Origin of the sequence: Aggregatibacter sp. Marseille-P9115 (assembly GCF_920939465.1) — a bacterium.
GTDB lineage: Bacteria > Pseudomonadota > Gammaproteobacteria > Enterobacterales > Pasteurellaceae > Aggregatibacter > Aggregatibacter segnis_B.
The window spans coordinates 2,057,533-2,071,265 of record NZ_OV100759.1 but is presented as its reverse complement, the minus strand read 5'-3'; the positions used below and the strand labels follow the sequence as shown (position 1 = coordinate 2,071,265).

Annotated in this window: 22 protein-coding genes; all 22 read right to left on the bottom strand. The window is 45.4% G+C overall.

Annotation, left to right across the window (positions count from 1 at the left end; all coding sequences use genetic code 11):
* A partial coding sequence (locus LQ983_RS10040) for an HK97-gp10 family putative phage morphogenesis protein (protein ID WP_230622578.1) occupies positions 1 to 428 on the bottom strand: 428 nt, incomplete at its 3' end.
* Positions 421 to 744 (bottom strand): phage head closure protein, encoded by a 324-nt coding sequence (locus tag LQ983_RS10035; RefSeq protein WP_006718616.1) that lies wholly within the window; start codon positions 742 to 744, stop codon positions 421 to 423. The genes LQ983_RS10040 and LQ983_RS10035, both read right to left, overlap by 8 nt.
* Entirely contained in the window at positions 741 to 1,061 is a 321-nt protein-coding gene (locus tag LQ983_RS10030) for a head-tail connector protein (RefSeq protein ID WP_230622577.1), read from the bottom strand. The genes LQ983_RS10035 and LQ983_RS10030 overlap by 4 nt, the downstream gene beginning before the upstream one ends.
* A gap of 49 nt (positions 1,062 to 1,110) precedes the next feature.
* Entirely contained in the window at positions 1,111 to 2,337 is a 1,227-nt protein-coding gene (locus tag LQ983_RS10025; RefSeq protein WP_230622576.1) for a phage major capsid protein, read from the bottom strand.
* A 63-nt stretch (positions 2,338 to 2,400) separates the two neighbouring features.
* Positions 2,401 to 3,003, bottom strand: coding sequence for an HK97 family phage prohead protease (locus tag LQ983_RS10020; RefSeq protein ID WP_070714484.1), 603 nt, complete (start codon positions 3,001 to 3,003; stop codon positions 2,401 to 2,403).
* A complete protein-coding gene (locus tag LQ983_RS10015; RefSeq protein WP_230622575.1) occupies positions 2,996 to 4,216 on the bottom strand; it encodes a phage portal protein in 1,221 nt (406 codons plus the stop codon). Before LQ983_RS10015 ends, LQ983_RS10020 begins: the two co-directional genes overlap by 8 nt.
* A complete protein-coding gene (locus tag LQ983_RS10010; RefSeq protein WP_230622574.1) occupies positions 4,213 to 4,365 on the bottom strand; it encodes a hypothetical protein in 153 nt (50 codons plus the stop codon). Before LQ983_RS10010 ends, LQ983_RS10015 begins: the two co-directional genes overlap by 4 nt.
* Positions 4,362 to 6,068, bottom strand: coding sequence for a terminase large subunit (locus LQ983_RS10005; RefSeq protein ID WP_230622573.1), 1,707 nt, complete (start codon positions 6,066 to 6,068; stop codon positions 4,362 to 4,364). Before LQ983_RS10005 ends, LQ983_RS10010 begins: the two co-directional genes overlap by 4 nt.
* The gene (locus tag LQ983_RS10000) at positions 6,065 to 6,547 is read right to left on the bottom strand and encodes a phage terminase small subunit P27 family (protein ID WP_230622572.1); all 483 of its coding nucleotides are present in this window, start codon (positions 6,545 to 6,547) and stop codon (positions 6,065 to 6,067) included. Before LQ983_RS10000 ends, LQ983_RS10005 begins: the two co-directional genes overlap by 4 nt.
* A gap of 128 nt (positions 6,548 to 6,675) precedes the next feature.
* Positions 6,676 to 7,026 (bottom strand): HNH endonuclease, encoded by a 351-nt coding sequence (locus LQ983_RS09995; RefSeq protein WP_230622649.1) that lies wholly within the window; start codon positions 7,024 to 7,026, stop codon positions 6,676 to 6,678.
* 249 nt (positions 7,027 to 7,275) lie between these two features.
* Positions 7,276 to 7,632 carry a DUF2570 family protein gene (locus LQ983_RS09990; RefSeq protein WP_230622571.1) on the bottom strand — a complete coding sequence of 119 codons (357 nt, stop codon included), beginning with the start codon at positions 7,630 to 7,632 and terminating at the stop codon, positions 7,276 to 7,278.
* Positions 7,608 to 8,183, bottom strand: coding sequence for a lysozyme (locus LQ983_RS09985; protein WP_230622570.1), 576 nt, complete (start codon positions 8,181 to 8,183; stop codon positions 7,608 to 7,610). The genes LQ983_RS09990 and LQ983_RS09985 overlap by 25 nt, the downstream gene beginning before the upstream one ends.
* Positions 8,167 to 8,403 (bottom strand): HP1 family phage holin, encoded by a 237-nt coding sequence (locus tag LQ983_RS09980; protein ID WP_230622569.1) that lies wholly within the window; start codon positions 8,401 to 8,403, stop codon positions 8,167 to 8,169. The genes LQ983_RS09985 and LQ983_RS09980 overlap by 17 nt, the downstream gene beginning before the upstream one ends.
* 186 nt (positions 8,404 to 8,589) lie before the next feature.
* Entirely contained in the window at positions 8,590 to 9,096 is a 507-nt protein-coding gene (locus LQ983_RS09975; RefSeq protein WP_230622568.1) for an antiterminator Q family protein, read from the bottom strand.
* On the bottom strand, positions 9,093 to 9,638 hold the full coding sequence (locus tag LQ983_RS09970) for a recombination protein NinG (RefSeq protein ID WP_230622567.1): 546 nt from the start codon (positions 9,636 to 9,638) through the stop codon (positions 9,093 to 9,095). The genes LQ983_RS09975 and LQ983_RS09970 overlap by 4 nt, the downstream gene beginning before the upstream one ends.
* 7 nt (positions 9,639 to 9,645) lie before the next feature.
* On the bottom strand, positions 9,646 to 10,281 hold the full coding sequence (locus LQ983_RS09965; protein ID WP_230622566.1) for a DUF1367 family protein: 636 nt from the start codon (positions 10,279 to 10,281) through the stop codon (positions 9,646 to 9,648).
* Positions 10,251 to 10,769, bottom strand: a complete 519-nt coding sequence (locus tag LQ983_RS09960; RefSeq protein ID WP_230622565.1) for a phage N-6-adenine-methyltransferase — start codon at positions 10,767 to 10,769, stop codon at positions 10,251 to 10,253. Before LQ983_RS09960 ends, LQ983_RS09965 begins: the two co-directional genes overlap by 31 nt.
* A complete protein-coding gene (locus tag LQ983_RS09955) occupies positions 10,766 to 11,440 on the bottom strand; it encodes a replication protein P (RefSeq protein ID WP_230622564.1) in 675 nt (224 codons plus the stop codon). Before LQ983_RS09955 ends, LQ983_RS09960 begins: the two co-directional genes overlap by 4 nt.
* The gene (locus LQ983_RS09950; RefSeq protein ID WP_230622563.1) at positions 11,437 to 12,210 is read right to left on the bottom strand and encodes a replication protein; all 774 of its coding nucleotides are present in this window, start codon (positions 12,208 to 12,210) and stop codon (positions 11,437 to 11,439) included. The genes LQ983_RS09955 and LQ983_RS09950 overlap by 4 nt, the downstream gene beginning before the upstream one ends.
* The gene (locus LQ983_RS09945) at positions 12,210 to 12,974 is read right to left on the bottom strand and encodes a KilA-N domain-containing protein (protein ID WP_230622562.1); all 765 of its coding nucleotides are present in this window, start codon (positions 12,972 to 12,974) and stop codon (positions 12,210 to 12,212) included. The genes LQ983_RS09950 and LQ983_RS09945 overlap by 1 nt, the downstream gene beginning before the upstream one ends.
* A gap of 43 nt (positions 12,975 to 13,017) precedes the next feature.
* Positions 13,018 to 13,461 (bottom strand): YmfL family putative regulatory protein, encoded by a 444-nt coding sequence (locus LQ983_RS09940; RefSeq protein WP_230622561.1) that lies wholly within the window; start codon positions 13,459 to 13,461, stop codon positions 13,018 to 13,020.
* A gap of 48 nt (positions 13,462 to 13,509) precedes the next feature.
* Positions 13,510 to 13,722 carry a YdaS family helix-turn-helix protein gene (locus tag LQ983_RS09935; protein WP_230622560.1) on the bottom strand — a complete coding sequence of 71 codons (213 nt, stop codon included), beginning with the start codon at positions 13,720 to 13,722 and terminating at the stop codon, positions 13,510 to 13,512.
* Between the last annotated feature and the right edge of the window lie 11 nt (positions 13,723 to 13,733).

Genomic DNA, 13,733 nt, shown 5'->3' with positions numbered 1-13,733 from the left:
GCCGCCTGTTCCTTCGATTGCTGAAAGGCGGGTCGCATAAACGGTCGCGCGGGCATTTTAGATGTGCCAAATTCAAGATAACGCCAGTAAAACGGATCGCGCGGATTGTACGCACTGGATTTACCGCCCTTTTCCTTGAATTTCAGCACTTGCTTGGTCGAAAGCCCCTTTACCCAAATATAGGCATCAGTTCTGCCATTTTTGCCAACTTTCGTACGGCTTTGAATGGATTTTCTTAATGTACCTGCACGTCTGTGCGGCACGCTTTCTTTCAAGACTGGTGCGAGCGAACGCGCTTTATCACGCACAATTGCACCGCCTTTACGCATTGCTTTAACAGCAATACGGTTAGAAGTCTTTCGCCCAAGGCTTTGCATTGCTTTTTGCAACTCTTTCAAGCCATCAACGCGGACCGTTACGCTACCCATTAATCACCTCTTTACACATGAGCTGCAACGATACATTGCGCTCCTGCGTATTGAGTACCGATACAATCTCTAAAGTGCGCTTACCGAACTTAACCCGCATTGTCGGCATAATCCCGTCAAGATAACGGAGCCAAATTTGCGTAGTCACTTCCGATTGCACTTGTTGGGCCGAGAAATACTCGCGCCCGGATAGTGGACGCACATCAGCCCAAACAGTCGCAACGTTTTTCCACGTCGTCACCGCCGCGCCGTAGTCGTTTACGGTATTGACCTGCTTCTGCAATGTGATTCGATGCCGTAATTTTCCGATGTTCATATGTGTATAAACCGATAACGTTCAATGATTAGCCTTACAGTCGGCGGTAAATCAAAATTGCTCACGCCCTGCCCTTCATTCCATCCACCACGATTTTCAAACATATATGCCACCAACATTAAGATCGCTATTTTCAGATCTCCAGTGATCTCTTGAGCGTTATCAGGTGGGTCATCCGGTAGCATTTCGTAAAGTTTGCGGTTGGTGTAGTTTTCGATTGTCGCCTTGGCGGCTTCAAGGTAAACCTGAAGCAAATCGTCTTGATCGTCGCTATCAATTCGGCACTGCAATTTGATTTCATCAAGTGTGATATTCATCACGCCCCCGAAAAAGAAAAGTGCGGTCGAAATTAACCGCACCTATTGGTTATTTACCGATTAACGCTTTAATTGCTGAGGTATCTTCAAGCACGCAGTCAAAGCGGTGGAACGCTAAGAATGCGGTTTGGTCGAATTCGGCATAACGTTCAACCAAGCGTTTCAATGTCATGTACGCCACACGACGCACCACGAAGCGGTTGAAGTCACCGAAATACAAGAATTTTGCGTCTTTGGCAATGTCGGCGATGCCTTGATCGATAACGTATTGCTTACCAAGAATGGTAGATGGTGCCACGCCGGCAACATCAGGCAACCATAACGGGCGGTTTTGAGCGTCAACCATTTCTTTCAACACTTTAAAGGTGTTGTCGTTAAAGGCTAAACGGGAATTACCCACGTTACGGTAAGCCGGATCAACGGAGTGCAATAATGCGTTAATATCCAACCAGTCCACTTTACCCGCTACTTTAGCAGCGGTGGTGTCGGTAACACTTGCTGCCAACCCTTTAGGTTGTGCCGGTGTGCCTGCGCCGGTGCCTTGGATTAAATATTTTGCTTCTGCGCGTCCGATACGTTGTGCGATACGATCAGCCAAATAAGATTCGATGTTAATCGCGGAATCTTGCAATAATTCGTTAGATACGCGAATAATTTTGGATGATAATTTTTTCGCACCAAGGTTAGCGATGCCGAATGAAGTATCTGCTTCGGTTGCGGCAGTGTTTTCACCGATTAACTCACCTTCTTCGGTAGTGCCGTCGGCGGTGATCCATTCGATGGTGCGACCGTCAGAGGTTGTCAGGATTTGCGCTACTTGAGCAATGCCGCCATAGGCTTTCATTTGCTCAACAATGCGTGCCTGCATTTCTTTTGGTACGGTATAACCGCCCTTATCGTTAACGCCAACACCTTGCGCGCGCATTTCCGCCAACGCTTGGCGCTCTTCTTGGCTCAATTCGCCTAAACCGTTACGCAAAAATACGTTAAACGCTTGAGCGCGCATTTCGTCAGCGGTTTTTGTTTTCTCACCGTCATGTTTAGCGCGTTTTTCGGCTTCGGCCGCTTCTTGCTCCTTAACGAATTTTTCATCCATTGAGCGAAGTTCTTCTTCACGCGCAATTACGGCATCTACACCGTCTAATTCGGTTTTCATTTTGTTCCATTCAGTGCGTTGCTCGTCAGTCCAAGCGTTATCACCGATTTTGTCGTGTAATGTGCGCATTTGCGCAGCAATATTGCGACGTTTTTCTTGCAATTCATGTAATTTAGGCATTGTTTTTCCTCTCTAGAAACGAAAAACCGCACTTTTATGTGCGGTCGGTTTAATTAAATCTGTTTACTTGCCAGATATTAACGATAAAAATCGTTCTCGGGCGGCTTTTTGATGTACGGCTTTCTGAATATCGCCACTGTTACGGGCTTCTTTCCATGCGTCCAACGATCGCGCCGTGCTGTTTGCTTCCTGATATGCTGGATAAGTTACCGGGCTAACGTCATAAAGGCGTGAAATCTTGTGAATTTCGCGGATTATTACGCCATCGTCATCCTCATACCATTCATCGCCGTTACGGGCCACATTAAAAGCAAATGATGATTGAGTGATGTCGCCGCGCTTTAATGGCGCGATCACTAAATCCCGAATGGTCGGCGTATCAGGTGCGATAATGTCATAACGTAAACCGGTGTCGTCAACACTTAGGCTTAATGTGCCGGCGGTTGAACGTCCGAGAATGAAATTCGGGTCATGATTGAACAGACCGCGAACATCATCATCCAGCACGTCATCAAATGCCCCGGGCATAATGATTTCACGAAAGCCCCACATCAACTGCGAGCGGGTGTTAAAAACCGAACCATACCCGATAATATGAGTAGGTTCGGAATCTTTACTTTCAGCCCGAACTTCGCCAACATAGGACCGTTTTTCAATATCAGTCATCGGGTTTGTTCTCCTCTTTCTTGTCTGATTCGATTTGTTGTGCCGCATTAACACTGACAAGATATTCATCTAACCCGTCAACTGGGTTCATATCTTCGAGTGTGCGGGCTTCATTGCGTGACATCCAGCCATCGGTGATCGCACTATGATAAAACTTCGCTCTTTCGGTTGGCGTGCCGCGCATAATGCCGCCAAGGTTAAACTTCACAAAATAACCGGCTTTGCGTTCGGTTTCGGTAAATACCTTGCGATTAATTTCCTGTTCCCAGTTCACGATCCACGGCATCAAACTGTAACGGATGAATTGAATCGTCTGCTCAGAGATGTTCGAAAAGGTCGCCTTTTCCAAGTCGTTAATCATGTGTGCCGGAACGTTGAAAATTCCCGCAATCTCTGACCGATTCAATTTCATCATGGATAATAGTTCGGTATCGACCGGGGAAACGGTTAACGCTTTATAGTCCAGCTCAGCAGGTAAAAGAACCGTCTTGTTTTCTTTGTTTTTCAGCTCCGAACTTGCTTTATCCCAGAATTTTTTGAAGCTCAACCATGATTTTTCATTAAGTGGCGTTTTTACACTCACAATCCCTGCTGGGCGGGCATTGCCAAGAAAAAAAGACCCGGCGAAATCTTTCGCATTCAACCCAAGCCCGATTGTTTCGGCGTGCTGCTGAATAACAGACTTACCCACTTTCAACGAAGCGCCAAGCGCTTTAACGTGGATCATGTCATCGGGACTGATTGACAACGTTTCATCTTCGCCATAATAGCCGTAAATGTACCGTCCACCGTTTTTCAGCAACCGCACCAACCAAGGCTCGCGCGTTTCAAGCGATTCGATTTCACCACTTCGGCGGCGGACAATGTGTAAGTAAGAGTTCCCGTGTAAAAGTACCGCACTTTGCCCGTATTCCCGCATTTTGTAGGACGTCTGCCAGAAATTAGGGCTATCGTGTAACAGGTAAAATAACGGGTGGTCGCGTGCCGGTTCTATGTTTTTCCCATCTTTGCGCATAACGTGTAACGGTAACTGCGCAATAGCACTTGATAGCACATAAACACAGGCATAGACCGCGCTTAATTTCATTGCGGTATCAGCGTCAACGGTGCGCGATTGTGTTCCGCCGAACAAGTCATCATAAGCGCCCTCGGCACTTAACGGAACCTGCGGGTTTTCAAGGGAGCGGGCACTAAACAATTTATCAAAAATCATTTACGCCCCCGCGCTGAAAAAATAGCGTATAACAAGCAAAGCCCACCGCCGATAATGCAGGTTTGAGCCGTTCCATATTGGAGATAAACGCCGGTACATAATGCGCCAAGTCCAGCCAAACCGACCAGATCAATAAAAAATGTTCTCATAGCGTTAATACCTCGTCCGGGATAAAAATCCCGTCATCTTCATTTAGCATAATTCGACCGATTGCCATCATTAACGCAACCGCGCCATCAATTTTGTTTTCTGGAATTTCTTTCACCGGTCTAACGATGTCATCATTCCCGGCGGCAGTTTTCCCAACCACATTACCAATACACCAAGTCATGATAGGGTTCCCGTCATGGTGAAAACGGCCTGATTCGATAGCCGCTTCAAGCTCTTTCATCGGATCTGATAAGTTGGTGTAGTTCTGTGTGATGGTTATCGGGTTTAATCCCTCGTCCGCCATATCGTGAGAGATGGCGATCGCGCCGTGTGGGTCAATTGCAGCACAGTTAACCTGATGCTCCCTGTTTGTGTCTTTCACACATTCAAGGATTTCGCGATAGTCCACCTCTGCGCCGTCGGTTGCGATTAAATGCCCGCTGACCACCCATTTTTGGTATTTATCCACCACTCGTTTTAAAGCAGTATCAGTACTAAAAACAGTGTCTTCCGGCACAAAAAACAATGGAGAAATACAGTAATAATGACGTTTACCATCAATAATTCGACTAAACACCCGCACAAGTGAGTTCATATCGAGCTTTCGCGCCATATCCAGACCGAGGAAAACTTCTTCACCTTGGAAATCTTCAAGGATTAATGTTTCGTCGTAACACTTCTCCCAGCTCACCATGTTGAAATAGGATTCTTTCGCTGATACCCAAACATTCAGGTGCTTTGTTTTGAATTTATTCGTAAAGCGTGGATTATTGATCGCCTGTTTCTGCTGACTTATCAAATAATCCGCATAAACCGAAACGTCAAAATTCGGGTTAGCTTTTTGTAGCACTTCCGGACTTGTCCAGTCGTCACCCTCGTCGATTGTGTAGATTAAACCGAACAATTCATCATTCGGCACCGTGCCATTCAGCATTTCAATCACTTCGCGGCGCTTGTCGTAACAAGGACCTTCAATGTTGTAACCCGCCGTCGTGATAATCCACATCAACGGCTGGCGACGTGCCCCCATACCAGTGAGCATGGTAGTGTAAAGCTCATCATCTTTGTGTTCGTGGTACTCATCCACGATCGCACAACTCGGCGAGGCACCGTCACCTGGATTGCCGATCAGCGGTTCAAAGCGCGATCCGTCGGTAGGGCGGTTAAGATTAGATGCGTTTACTTCGATTCCAAATGTAGTACAAAGCAATTCGGTTTTTTTACACATCAAGCGGGCGGGGCGGAATACTTCCCATGCTTGCTTCTCGGTTGTCGCGCCGGAATACACCTCTGCACCAAATTCACCATCAACGCAAAACATATACAGACCAACGCCCGCCGAAATCGCCGATTTCCCGTTTTTGCGAGGGATTTCGGTGTAAACCTCGCGGTAACGTCTCAATCCATTAGATTTTTTCAGCCAGCCGAACGCATTCATCACCGCAAACAACTGCCAAGGTTCAAGCGTGATCAACTGGCGCTTTAACGCCCATTCCCCCTTGGTGTGGGGCAAAAGTTGAATAAATTTACAAGCCCGTTCCGCCAGTTTTTCATCAAAGCGAAAAGGAAAATCTTTGTCTTTCTGATTTTTCAGATCGTCTAAATGCCGTTGACAAGCTTTAATCACCAGTCGGCAAGCGGGGATTTTTCCGGAAACAATGTCCTTTGCGTATTTGTTCGCTTTTTTCACATTGTCGGTCATTGGAATAACTCCGCAAATGGATTGCTTGATTGCGTATCAGCATTGCTCATTAGTCGGCTCCGGCTACTTGGGTCAAGTCCAAGCAACGATCCGAATTTTGCCATATCAGCCAGTGCTTCTTTCAGGGTCGTGTAAGCAGGGTTCCGCTTTAATCCACTTTCCGTCTCAATAGTTCCACCGAATTTTTTAATATCAGCGTTAGCGGCTTTTCTGTTTTGGTATGCAATGCAATAGTTAGCAACGGTTTCTAAGTCGGTTTTCAAAACTATCCCCTGCGGGCAAAGTTCCTTTAAAACAAAGTGCCACATCGTCACGCCGTCATCATTCAGATCGTCAGGCGGTGGGGTGTCGATTGTTAACTGCTCGGAAACTAATTCGTTTTCGTTTAATTTCCGTTTTCCAGGGTTGCCTTGCCGTTTCTTAACTGCCGTAGGCTTAGGCTTGCGCCCACGCCCCGGAACAAGTGCTTTCCCTGTCATTTTGGCGCTTACCTCAAAATCTTAATTTCGCGGTTGTGAAAATTGAGTTGAACGGGCGGTATCCATAGCTGAAACCTATAGAGATTTACCCACCCCCTCCCCTTGTAGAATTGACCGCACTTTAAACGCTATCTCAAGCGCTCTCTTGCGGTTTTGAATTTATGGCATGAATTACATAAACTTTGTAAGTTTGAAAGATTGTCACTGCCACCATGTGCTTTAGCTATGATGTGGTCAACGGTTGTTGCTATAACATATCTACCTTTTTTTAAGCACTCTTGGCATAGATACTTGTCACGCTCTAAGGCGACGGTGCGCAACGCTCGCCACTGTGAGCCATAACCGCGTTGGCTTGCCGTCTTGCCTTGTTGGTGTCGTTGCCATCCGCAACCTAAATGCAGTTCACAATAACCGCTTGAATGCGTTGTTGTGTTCTTACATCCCTGTTTTCGGCATGCTTTAGGTATTCTTGCGGGCATTTTCATTCCTTTTGTGTACATACAACAAAGGGCGCTTGTTTTAACGCCCTTTAATTTTCCATTTAGTGCTGAGTGTTCTCAACTTGCCACTCTCTTATCTTATCAATCCTATTCAGGCACATGTCGCGCTCACGCTTAAGGATGACAGAGTATTGAGTGATGTCTCCGTATGTGTTGCCGTTAAATCCTGTCTTATCCAAATGAGCAACATAAGCAGGCGGCAATACAGGACAACCGGTAGCTTGTGGTTTACCTGCGCAAGAACTCAACAACATTACGAGGAGCGGAAGCATTATAAGGATGGCTTTGTTTAATATCTTGTGGGATGGATTTAATAACTTCATCTGATTCGCTCCGTGCTTCCGCTTCTTGTTTCGATAGCTCTAACATGATGCGCTGATTTTCAGCCGCTTCGTTTTTCAGTCTCGTTATCTCTTTTTCTTTTTGAGATAACGCTTGCGCCTGCTCTTTGTTGTCGGCTCTTAAGTTAACAATGGTGCTGTGCTGGTACCGCAAAACGCCGAGCAGGCACAAAACCGCAACGACACCAACACATATCACACCAAACTTAATCCGTTTAATTAATTGTTCACCGGGGTTAAACATAAATCACGCTCTCTTATTCTGCGTTTCATGATTGCCGGGTGCGGCTTTCCGTTCACATTTGCGTAGTTTGTAAACGTGTTACACATGCGCACAAAGTCTTTATCTAAAGCCGCTTTGTATAACTGAGTTTTAAGCCGCTTACCCGATTTTTTGTCGTAGTAGTAACGAGCGCCGCCACAGCCTAAATTATGAATAACAGACCCTAAAGCATCTATTTGATTTTGATTCATGTCTGCACCGTTAAAGTAAAGCATGATGCAATCACCTGCTTTCTTTAGATCTTTAGCATATTGTTCCGCTATTTCTTCATCGGTGTAACGCTTATTTTCGAGAATCATTGTTCCGCCAGTAACGGCTGCGCCAATACCGTAAGTTAAAACATGAGCCGAACAACGGTAAGGGTCACGGCGACAACCTTCTTCGTCGCCAATAGCTTGCGCACCCTCTTTGCTGATCACAAGGTCATCCGCATAATCAGTGTAAACCTTGCCAACAATAACGCTTACCAAACACACCGCGCCGGCTAACGTTTTTTTAACTGTTTTGTTCATTAATCAGATTCCCGTTTTTGTCGCGGATTCCAGCTCGAATTTCTTCGAGCTCCAGCATACGTTTTTTATATCTTGATTCCCGCCGATAACCGCAAATCGTCACAATAATACCTATCAGAATAGCCCATTCGGACAACGTGAGCGCACCGAAAAGCCCCGTAACCCAACCAAGAGCTTGAGACTCAATCGGCATATCCTTAAACACCTGCATTTTTGCCATACTCCACCCCGCTTTATTCAGGGCAATAAAAAACCCCAACTGTTACCAGTCAGGGTTTACTTAAATCCAAATCCATTAATTTCATCGTTGTTTCAACACACAGCCACCTTCTGGCGACTGTAGGTGAACATCACTTACACGACGACCACCATATATTCAAATAATAGGACAAGATGACAAGGTTTGTCAATATGTAATTTTGATGTTTTTTGCATTTTGTCGACCAGTTCGAAGAATAACGAAACCAGTTACAAGCAGTTCGTGAATTATCGCTTTTGCCAATTTCAATTCTTTTTCAACGTTCCGCTTCACAGTTTTAAGGCTCGGAATGCGAATATCTGACTTACCGGCGCACGGCTGCATTTTCATCTCTCCACAGTTTTCACGCAGTTTAACGGCTATGCGATTAATTGTGTTTTTATTAACGTAATATGAAAACAGAATATAGCGCAAAGTGCGGTCATTTTTTGCGAAGAACCGATCGACGATTTGGCTAATCATATAACCTGTTTCATCATCGCAGGTTTGTTCCCCTGGTTCAGCAGATGCTACGCTTTGCATTAGCTTAGCAATGATATTAACCTGTGCTTTGTCTAATCGACCGGACCGCACCCATGCCCCCCATTTAAACATCCATTCATCGACGAACTCTTCTTGCTGCTCTGTCAACGTTAACTCGGCAAACCGCTTCATTGCTCTAACTCCTTAATTTTCGCTTTGTAATGTTTGATGATCGCCTTGCAGTCTTCGATTGTGTACTTTCTCGGCTCGTGGTCTTGTCGCTCTAACCAAGCCACCTTATCTGCGCCGATTTTATTCACAAGATTGATTCGGTACTCAATGATATTTCCGCTTTTGTGGTCATTACAGGGTGCGCATTGCTTATGTACGTTTTGTTCACAGAACCGCAATTCAGGACAAGCTCCAACACTGCGATAATGCCCTGCGTGCCATTGTCCCTCGTGGTATCTGCCGCAACTGATACAGGACTGGTCTTTGTCGCGCAACCGAATAAATTTGTTAAATACAGCCTGCGCGTCTCTGAGCCACTCTGCGCGGCTTTTTAACTTTTCCTTGCGTTCCTTAAGCCGTTTCTTTTCTGCTTTGTGTTGCTCGACTGCCGCCTGTTTTTTGGCGTATTCCATAGCGCACTGAACACAACAGACTTTCGCAAGAGAATTTGCCGGATAAAACAGATTGCCGCAGTTTTTACATTTCTTCGTTTTACACTTCATTTTTGTCTTAACTTCCAAACCCTATTAATTGATTAATCTTGTTTTCCAATTCCCATTCGTTCTCGTACACGTTACAAAGGGTTTCATTCCAAATAACGCCAAACACGCCCTTGTACACGTCGTTGAATTTTTCTTGGCTCATATTGCCGAATGAAATTGACCAACGTTCTTTCAGTGTGCCGCCGTCTTGTGCCGGCTTGATGTCGTAAAACCCAGCTTTTTTCATCACATGATCGAGATACGCTTCAAGGGTTTTCATGCCCTCATAATCTAATTTTGATTCGCGATTCGACCGCACTTTTGCCAGCACGCTATCTGCTATCGGTTTAGTTACGTTCTGATACAGATTCTCATCGTTGGCCACTACTGCGATTTCTCTTGCGACCGCCTGCGCTATCCATTCTTCCGCTTGGGTCAGCACGCTAAATTCAGGCTGCCAATATTCAAAACCTGCATCGAGTAGCGCGAAAAACTTCTTGTGATGCTGGTAGTTTCGATTGTTGCCGATGGGTGTGATTTTTACCGCACTTCCAACCGGCAACCCCTTGAGTAAATTGCGGTCGTAGTCTGTTTCCGCTACAACCGCACCGTTCGCATATTTAACCGCGTGGATTACCGTCTTTTTCTGCTTTTGGCTCGCCATTCGAATTCCCCTAGGTCGTCAATGTGAACATGACGGATAACTTGCCCCATGTTGCGGTGACGCGGGTCAAATATCGCTAAGTGATTACCACGGCAGACATCAGTCCATAAACCCGTTTGAGGACTTAAAAACTTAATGCGGCCACCAACAATAAAACGGATTTCTGTCGCTTTTTGAGTGATTAAGGAAAACCATTCCGTGCTAATATCGACCGGCAGTAACATCACTACTAAACAGTTATGATTTTCAAACAGTTCGACGGAACGTTTAATAAAACTTAACGGGTCACTAAATGGCGGGTTTATGAAAATGCGCTCGTTTTGTATCGGGTAAGTTAAGTAATCCATTTCAGGCGTTACATATCGCTCAAGTTTTGCGTTGTGCGGTAGTGCGGCACCATCAATCGTAAAGCCAAATTCAGCATGAATCGGGTTAAATAGTGAAAGTGATGTTGGGTATGTGTCCTTATCAAATTTTCGCTCTGTCATCTTTTCATTCCTATAATCTGTTTAAGTTTTGCGATGTTTTCTGCGGCTTTTTCCGGACTGGTTGGCACGGTTGTTTGTGTCGGTAGTTGTTTTCTGCGTGCCGGTATTGTTTCGCCGCTTTCAATTCGCTTTGCTATTGCCTTGAGTGCCTGTTCGCACTCTTTTTTAAATTCCGTCGGTGTCCATTGGTCACGACGACCGCGGCTGCACAAGTCGGTTAATAACCAGTATTCAGCGTCCGATAAATAATTAAATTTATCCTCACCGTCCGTGCAGTAAACCGCTTGAAATTTACTTATTCGCGCCGGCAATTCGTCAGGTGTTGGCAAACCAAGAGTGGAGTAATCCGTTGTGTTGCACCATGCGATGAATTGACCTACTGACGGGAAAAACGCGCTTGCTTGTGTGGCGGCAATATCAAGTCCACGTTTGAGCTTTAACGGGGTAACAACGCCGGCTTTGAGTAATTCTTCAAGCCAAATTTGCTTTGCGTAGTTGTAATCTTCGGTGGTGGCAAACGCTTGTTTCCATGCGGGGTGTAACGCTTTCAGCCGCTGGAACATGCGATCAACAAGTTTCGTTGCGTTGTCAGAAATCCGCGCTTTTTCCACCGGCGCGCGATAGTTTGGCTCGCTACCGATGACCTGCGCTAAGTTTGCTACGGTTCTCATATCATTGACCCTCGCGGCACATTGACCGTGCGACCGATAGCCCAGCTGCCGTCATCGGCGAAATCATCGCGTTTTTTGCCTTTCGCGCCGGACAGGTTTTTACACCAATCAGCCCGAAAACCTTGCCAGTTTTGGCAAATAGCGATTTCGATTGCTTCGGCAAGCGGAATGCCTGCCTTGTCGGCTTCGCGCTGAAAGCCCTCAAGTGCAGTCCTCGTAATCGCCGCTTTTTTCGATTTTCGGTGTTCGGCAAAGTCATCGGCAAGCTGACCGGTGATACCGAACTCGGCAAGCAGCGAAAGTGTGGTATTTTTTTGCGAAGTTTTTTTAATTGTATTTAATGGTGTATTTATATTGTTTTTATGTGAGGTACATTTTTTGCTACTGGTACTAGGTACATTTTTTGCTACTGCCCTAGTGGCGTTTTTTGTCACTGGTTGTATTTCTTGTAACTGGGTACATTTTTTGCTACTGGTACTAGGTACATTACGAACCAAATAAAATTTATTTGTTATGCCTAATTCGCGCTCAGTAATAATCAAGCCCGCTTGCTCTAATTCGTCGATAACGGCGTAAATCGTGCGCTTATCCTTGATCTTCGTTTTCTCTTGGAATTGAGATACGGAAATGTAATCGCTTTCCCGCTGCCAGCCTGTTGTTTGACGCGCGATTAATAAATAACACTTAACGGCGTTCCCTGATAAATCAGCAATCAATTCATCAACAAACGCATTGGGGATTTGGAAAGAATTAACGATAAAATCACTCATTACGCCACCGCCTTATCTTGTTTGAAATTACCGTTCCAGTTTGCTTTCATCGGTAATTGATTTTTCATGTACCAGTCATAGATTTTTGCTGCGCCCTTTTGCAGCAAAACCGGCTTGTAAAAAATACGCACTTCTTGACCGTGTTCGGCTACCTGTGTGTTTTCTTCGGTCAGATACACATCGCGCGCACGGGATGTTACGCGCCAGCCGTATTTATCCTTGTAAACCCAACCTTTACGAGCCAAGAAATCATTGATCTGCGAAGAATTAGCACCGTTTAACCCTTTTACAAACTGAGGTGCGCTCATACCGTGACGGAAATAGCTCTGCATTGATTCAATCTGTTCTGATTTCTGTTTGCTATCCAATAAAGCGCGTTGTTCGCCCTCTTTTGCGTCAGCCCATGCGCGAGCCGCTGCAACCGGATCAGAAAAGTCAGGTAAAAGTGCGGTCGAATTTTGATGACTTGCCAAGCTGTCAAATGTGCGAATAACGTGTAAGTGGAATTTCGGACTAATCCACATTGCGTAAGCGTAAACAAGTTCTTTACTTACGAATGTTCCAAGTCCTTGTTTTGTAAGGATAGACGGAATTCCGTCTTTTGAAATTTCGCCGATTAACTCTTGCGTTTGCTGATTTGATAACCAGTAAGCAGGACGATGACGACTTTCACCACCGCTTGCCTGATGTAAATCATTTAAGCAAAAACGCCCTTGTTCATCTTGGCGAATTTGTGTATCATAAAGCTGTATTTTGGTTTTCATAAAAAATTCCTTCGTATAGAACCACGGTTGCCGCCGTGGTTTTTTATTGCCGTTTATTTAGCGAGATCACGCACTCGATTGAGTGTTGTGTCGCTGCTAAATGCTTGTTTAATAATTTGCGGATCACGTCTTCTTCATCGGTGGTGATTTCACCATCGGCTAACGCTTTTTCTAACGCCTCAAACAACAATCCGCGCGCGGAGAGTTCATGTAGCTGTAACGTTGAGATTTCCACTGCGTCTAATTCGCTTGCTATTGCGTCCGGCACAAAACGACCGCCGGCATTGCGGCAAAGCTCCTCGATAAAATCAGTGCATCCATACTCAAGTTGCAGTGCGATCAGCTCCTCATTCTTGAAGCGTTGCCCTTTCGTCTGATAAAGCCGATTGTTCAGCTCCGCTTCCGAAAATCCGAGAAATCCCGCAACCGCACTTTTACCGCCCGGTATGTTCTCAATCATTTCCATAATGACTTTCTTCATTGCCATAATTTCTTTCCGTTTTTTATGGTTTTCTTTTGCGCCAATATGAGTAAATTAGTTGTCAGGTAAATTTGCCAAGGAGTGTAAAATCTGCTTTTCAGTTACCTTGCCTTTTGTAGCCTTAACGATTCGCGGGATATACTTAGCGTTAATACCGCCACCATTAAGCCAAAAGCTGACGGAAACCTGAGAAACTCCGCATTCTTGACTTAGCTTTACCTGAGAACCGCAAATTGAAATTGCTTTTTCGATTACCTCGTTCTTCATAGTTCACCTTT

Bases quoted from the DNA above. Each gene is read 5' to 3' on its own strand.
- LQ983_RS10035 (WP_006718616.1), bottom strand. From the start codon at position 744: ATGAACATCGGAAAATTACGGCATCGAATCACATTGCAGAAGCAGGTC.
- LQ983_RS10030 (WP_230622577.1), bottom strand. From the start codon at position 1,061: ATGAATATCACACTTGATGAAATCAAATTGCAGTGCCGAATTGATAGC.
- LQ983_RS10025 (WP_230622576.1), bottom strand. From the start codon at position 2,337: ATGCCTAAATTACATGAATTGCAAGAAAAACGTCGCAATATTGCTGCG.
- LQ983_RS10020 (WP_070714484.1), bottom strand. From the start codon at position 3,003: ATGACTGATATTGAAAAACGGTCCTATGTTGGCGAAGTTCGGGCTGAA.
- LQ983_RS10015 (WP_230622575.1), bottom strand. From the start codon at position 4,216: ATGATTTTTGATAAATTGTTTAGTGCCCGCTCCCTTGAAAACCCGCAG.
- LQ983_RS10010 (WP_230622574.1), bottom strand. From the start codon at position 4,365: ATGAGAACATTTTTTATTGATCTGGTCGGTTTGGCTGGACTTGGCGCA.
- LQ983_RS10005 (WP_230622573.1), bottom strand. From the start codon at position 6,068: ATGACCGACAATGTGAAAAAAGCGAACAAATACGCAAAGGACATTGTT.
- LQ983_RS10000 (WP_230622572.1), bottom strand. From the start codon at position 6,547: ATGACAGGGAAAGCACTTGTTCCGGGGCGTGGGCGCAAGCCTAAGCCT.
- LQ983_RS09995 (WP_230622649.1), bottom strand. From the start codon at position 7,026: ATGCCCGCAAGAATACCTAAAGCATGCCGAAAACAGGGATGTAAGAAC.
- LQ983_RS09990 (WP_230622571.1), bottom strand. From the start codon at position 7,632: ATGTTTAACCCCGGTGAACAATTAATTAAACGGATTAAGTTTGGTGTG.
- LQ983_RS09985 (WP_230622570.1), bottom strand. From the start codon at position 8,183: ATGAACAAAACAGTTAAAAAAACGTTAGCCGGCGCGGTGTGTTTGGTA.
- LQ983_RS09980 (WP_230622569.1), bottom strand. From the start codon at position 8,403: ATGGCAAAAATGCAGGTGTTTAAGGATATGCCGATTGAGTCTCAAGCT.
- LQ983_RS09975 (WP_230622568.1), bottom strand. From the start codon at position 9,096: ATGAAGCGGTTTGCCGAGTTAACGTTGACAGAGCAGCAAGAAGAGTTC.
- LQ983_RS09970 (WP_230622567.1), bottom strand. From the start codon at position 9,638: ATGAAGTGTAAAACGAAGAAATGTAAAAACTGCGGCAATCTGTTTTAT.
- LQ983_RS09965 (WP_230622566.1), bottom strand. From the start codon at position 10,281: ATGGCGAGCCAAAAGCAGAAAAAGACGGTAATCCACGCGGTTAAATAT.
- LQ983_RS09960 (WP_230622565.1), bottom strand. From the start codon at position 10,769: ATGACAGAGCGAAAATTTGATAAGGACACATACCCAACATCACTTTCA.
- LQ983_RS09955 (WP_230622564.1), bottom strand. From the start codon at position 11,440: ATGAGAACCGTAGCAAACTTAGCGCAGGTCATCGGTAGCGAGCCAAAC.
- LQ983_RS09950 (WP_230622563.1), bottom strand. From the start codon at position 12,210: ATGAGTGATTTTATCGTTAATTCTTTCCAAATCCCCAATGCGTTTGTT.
- LQ983_RS09945 (WP_230622562.1), bottom strand. From the start codon at position 12,974: ATGAAAACCAAAATACAGCTTTATGATACACAAATTCGCCAAGATGAA.
- LQ983_RS09940 (WP_230622561.1), bottom strand. From the start codon at position 13,461: ATGGCAATGAAGAAAGTCATTATGGAAATGATTGAGAACATACCGGGC.
- LQ983_RS09935 (WP_230622560.1), bottom strand. From the start codon at position 13,722: ATGAAGAACGAGGTAATCGAAAAAGCAATTTCAATTTGCGGTTCTCAG.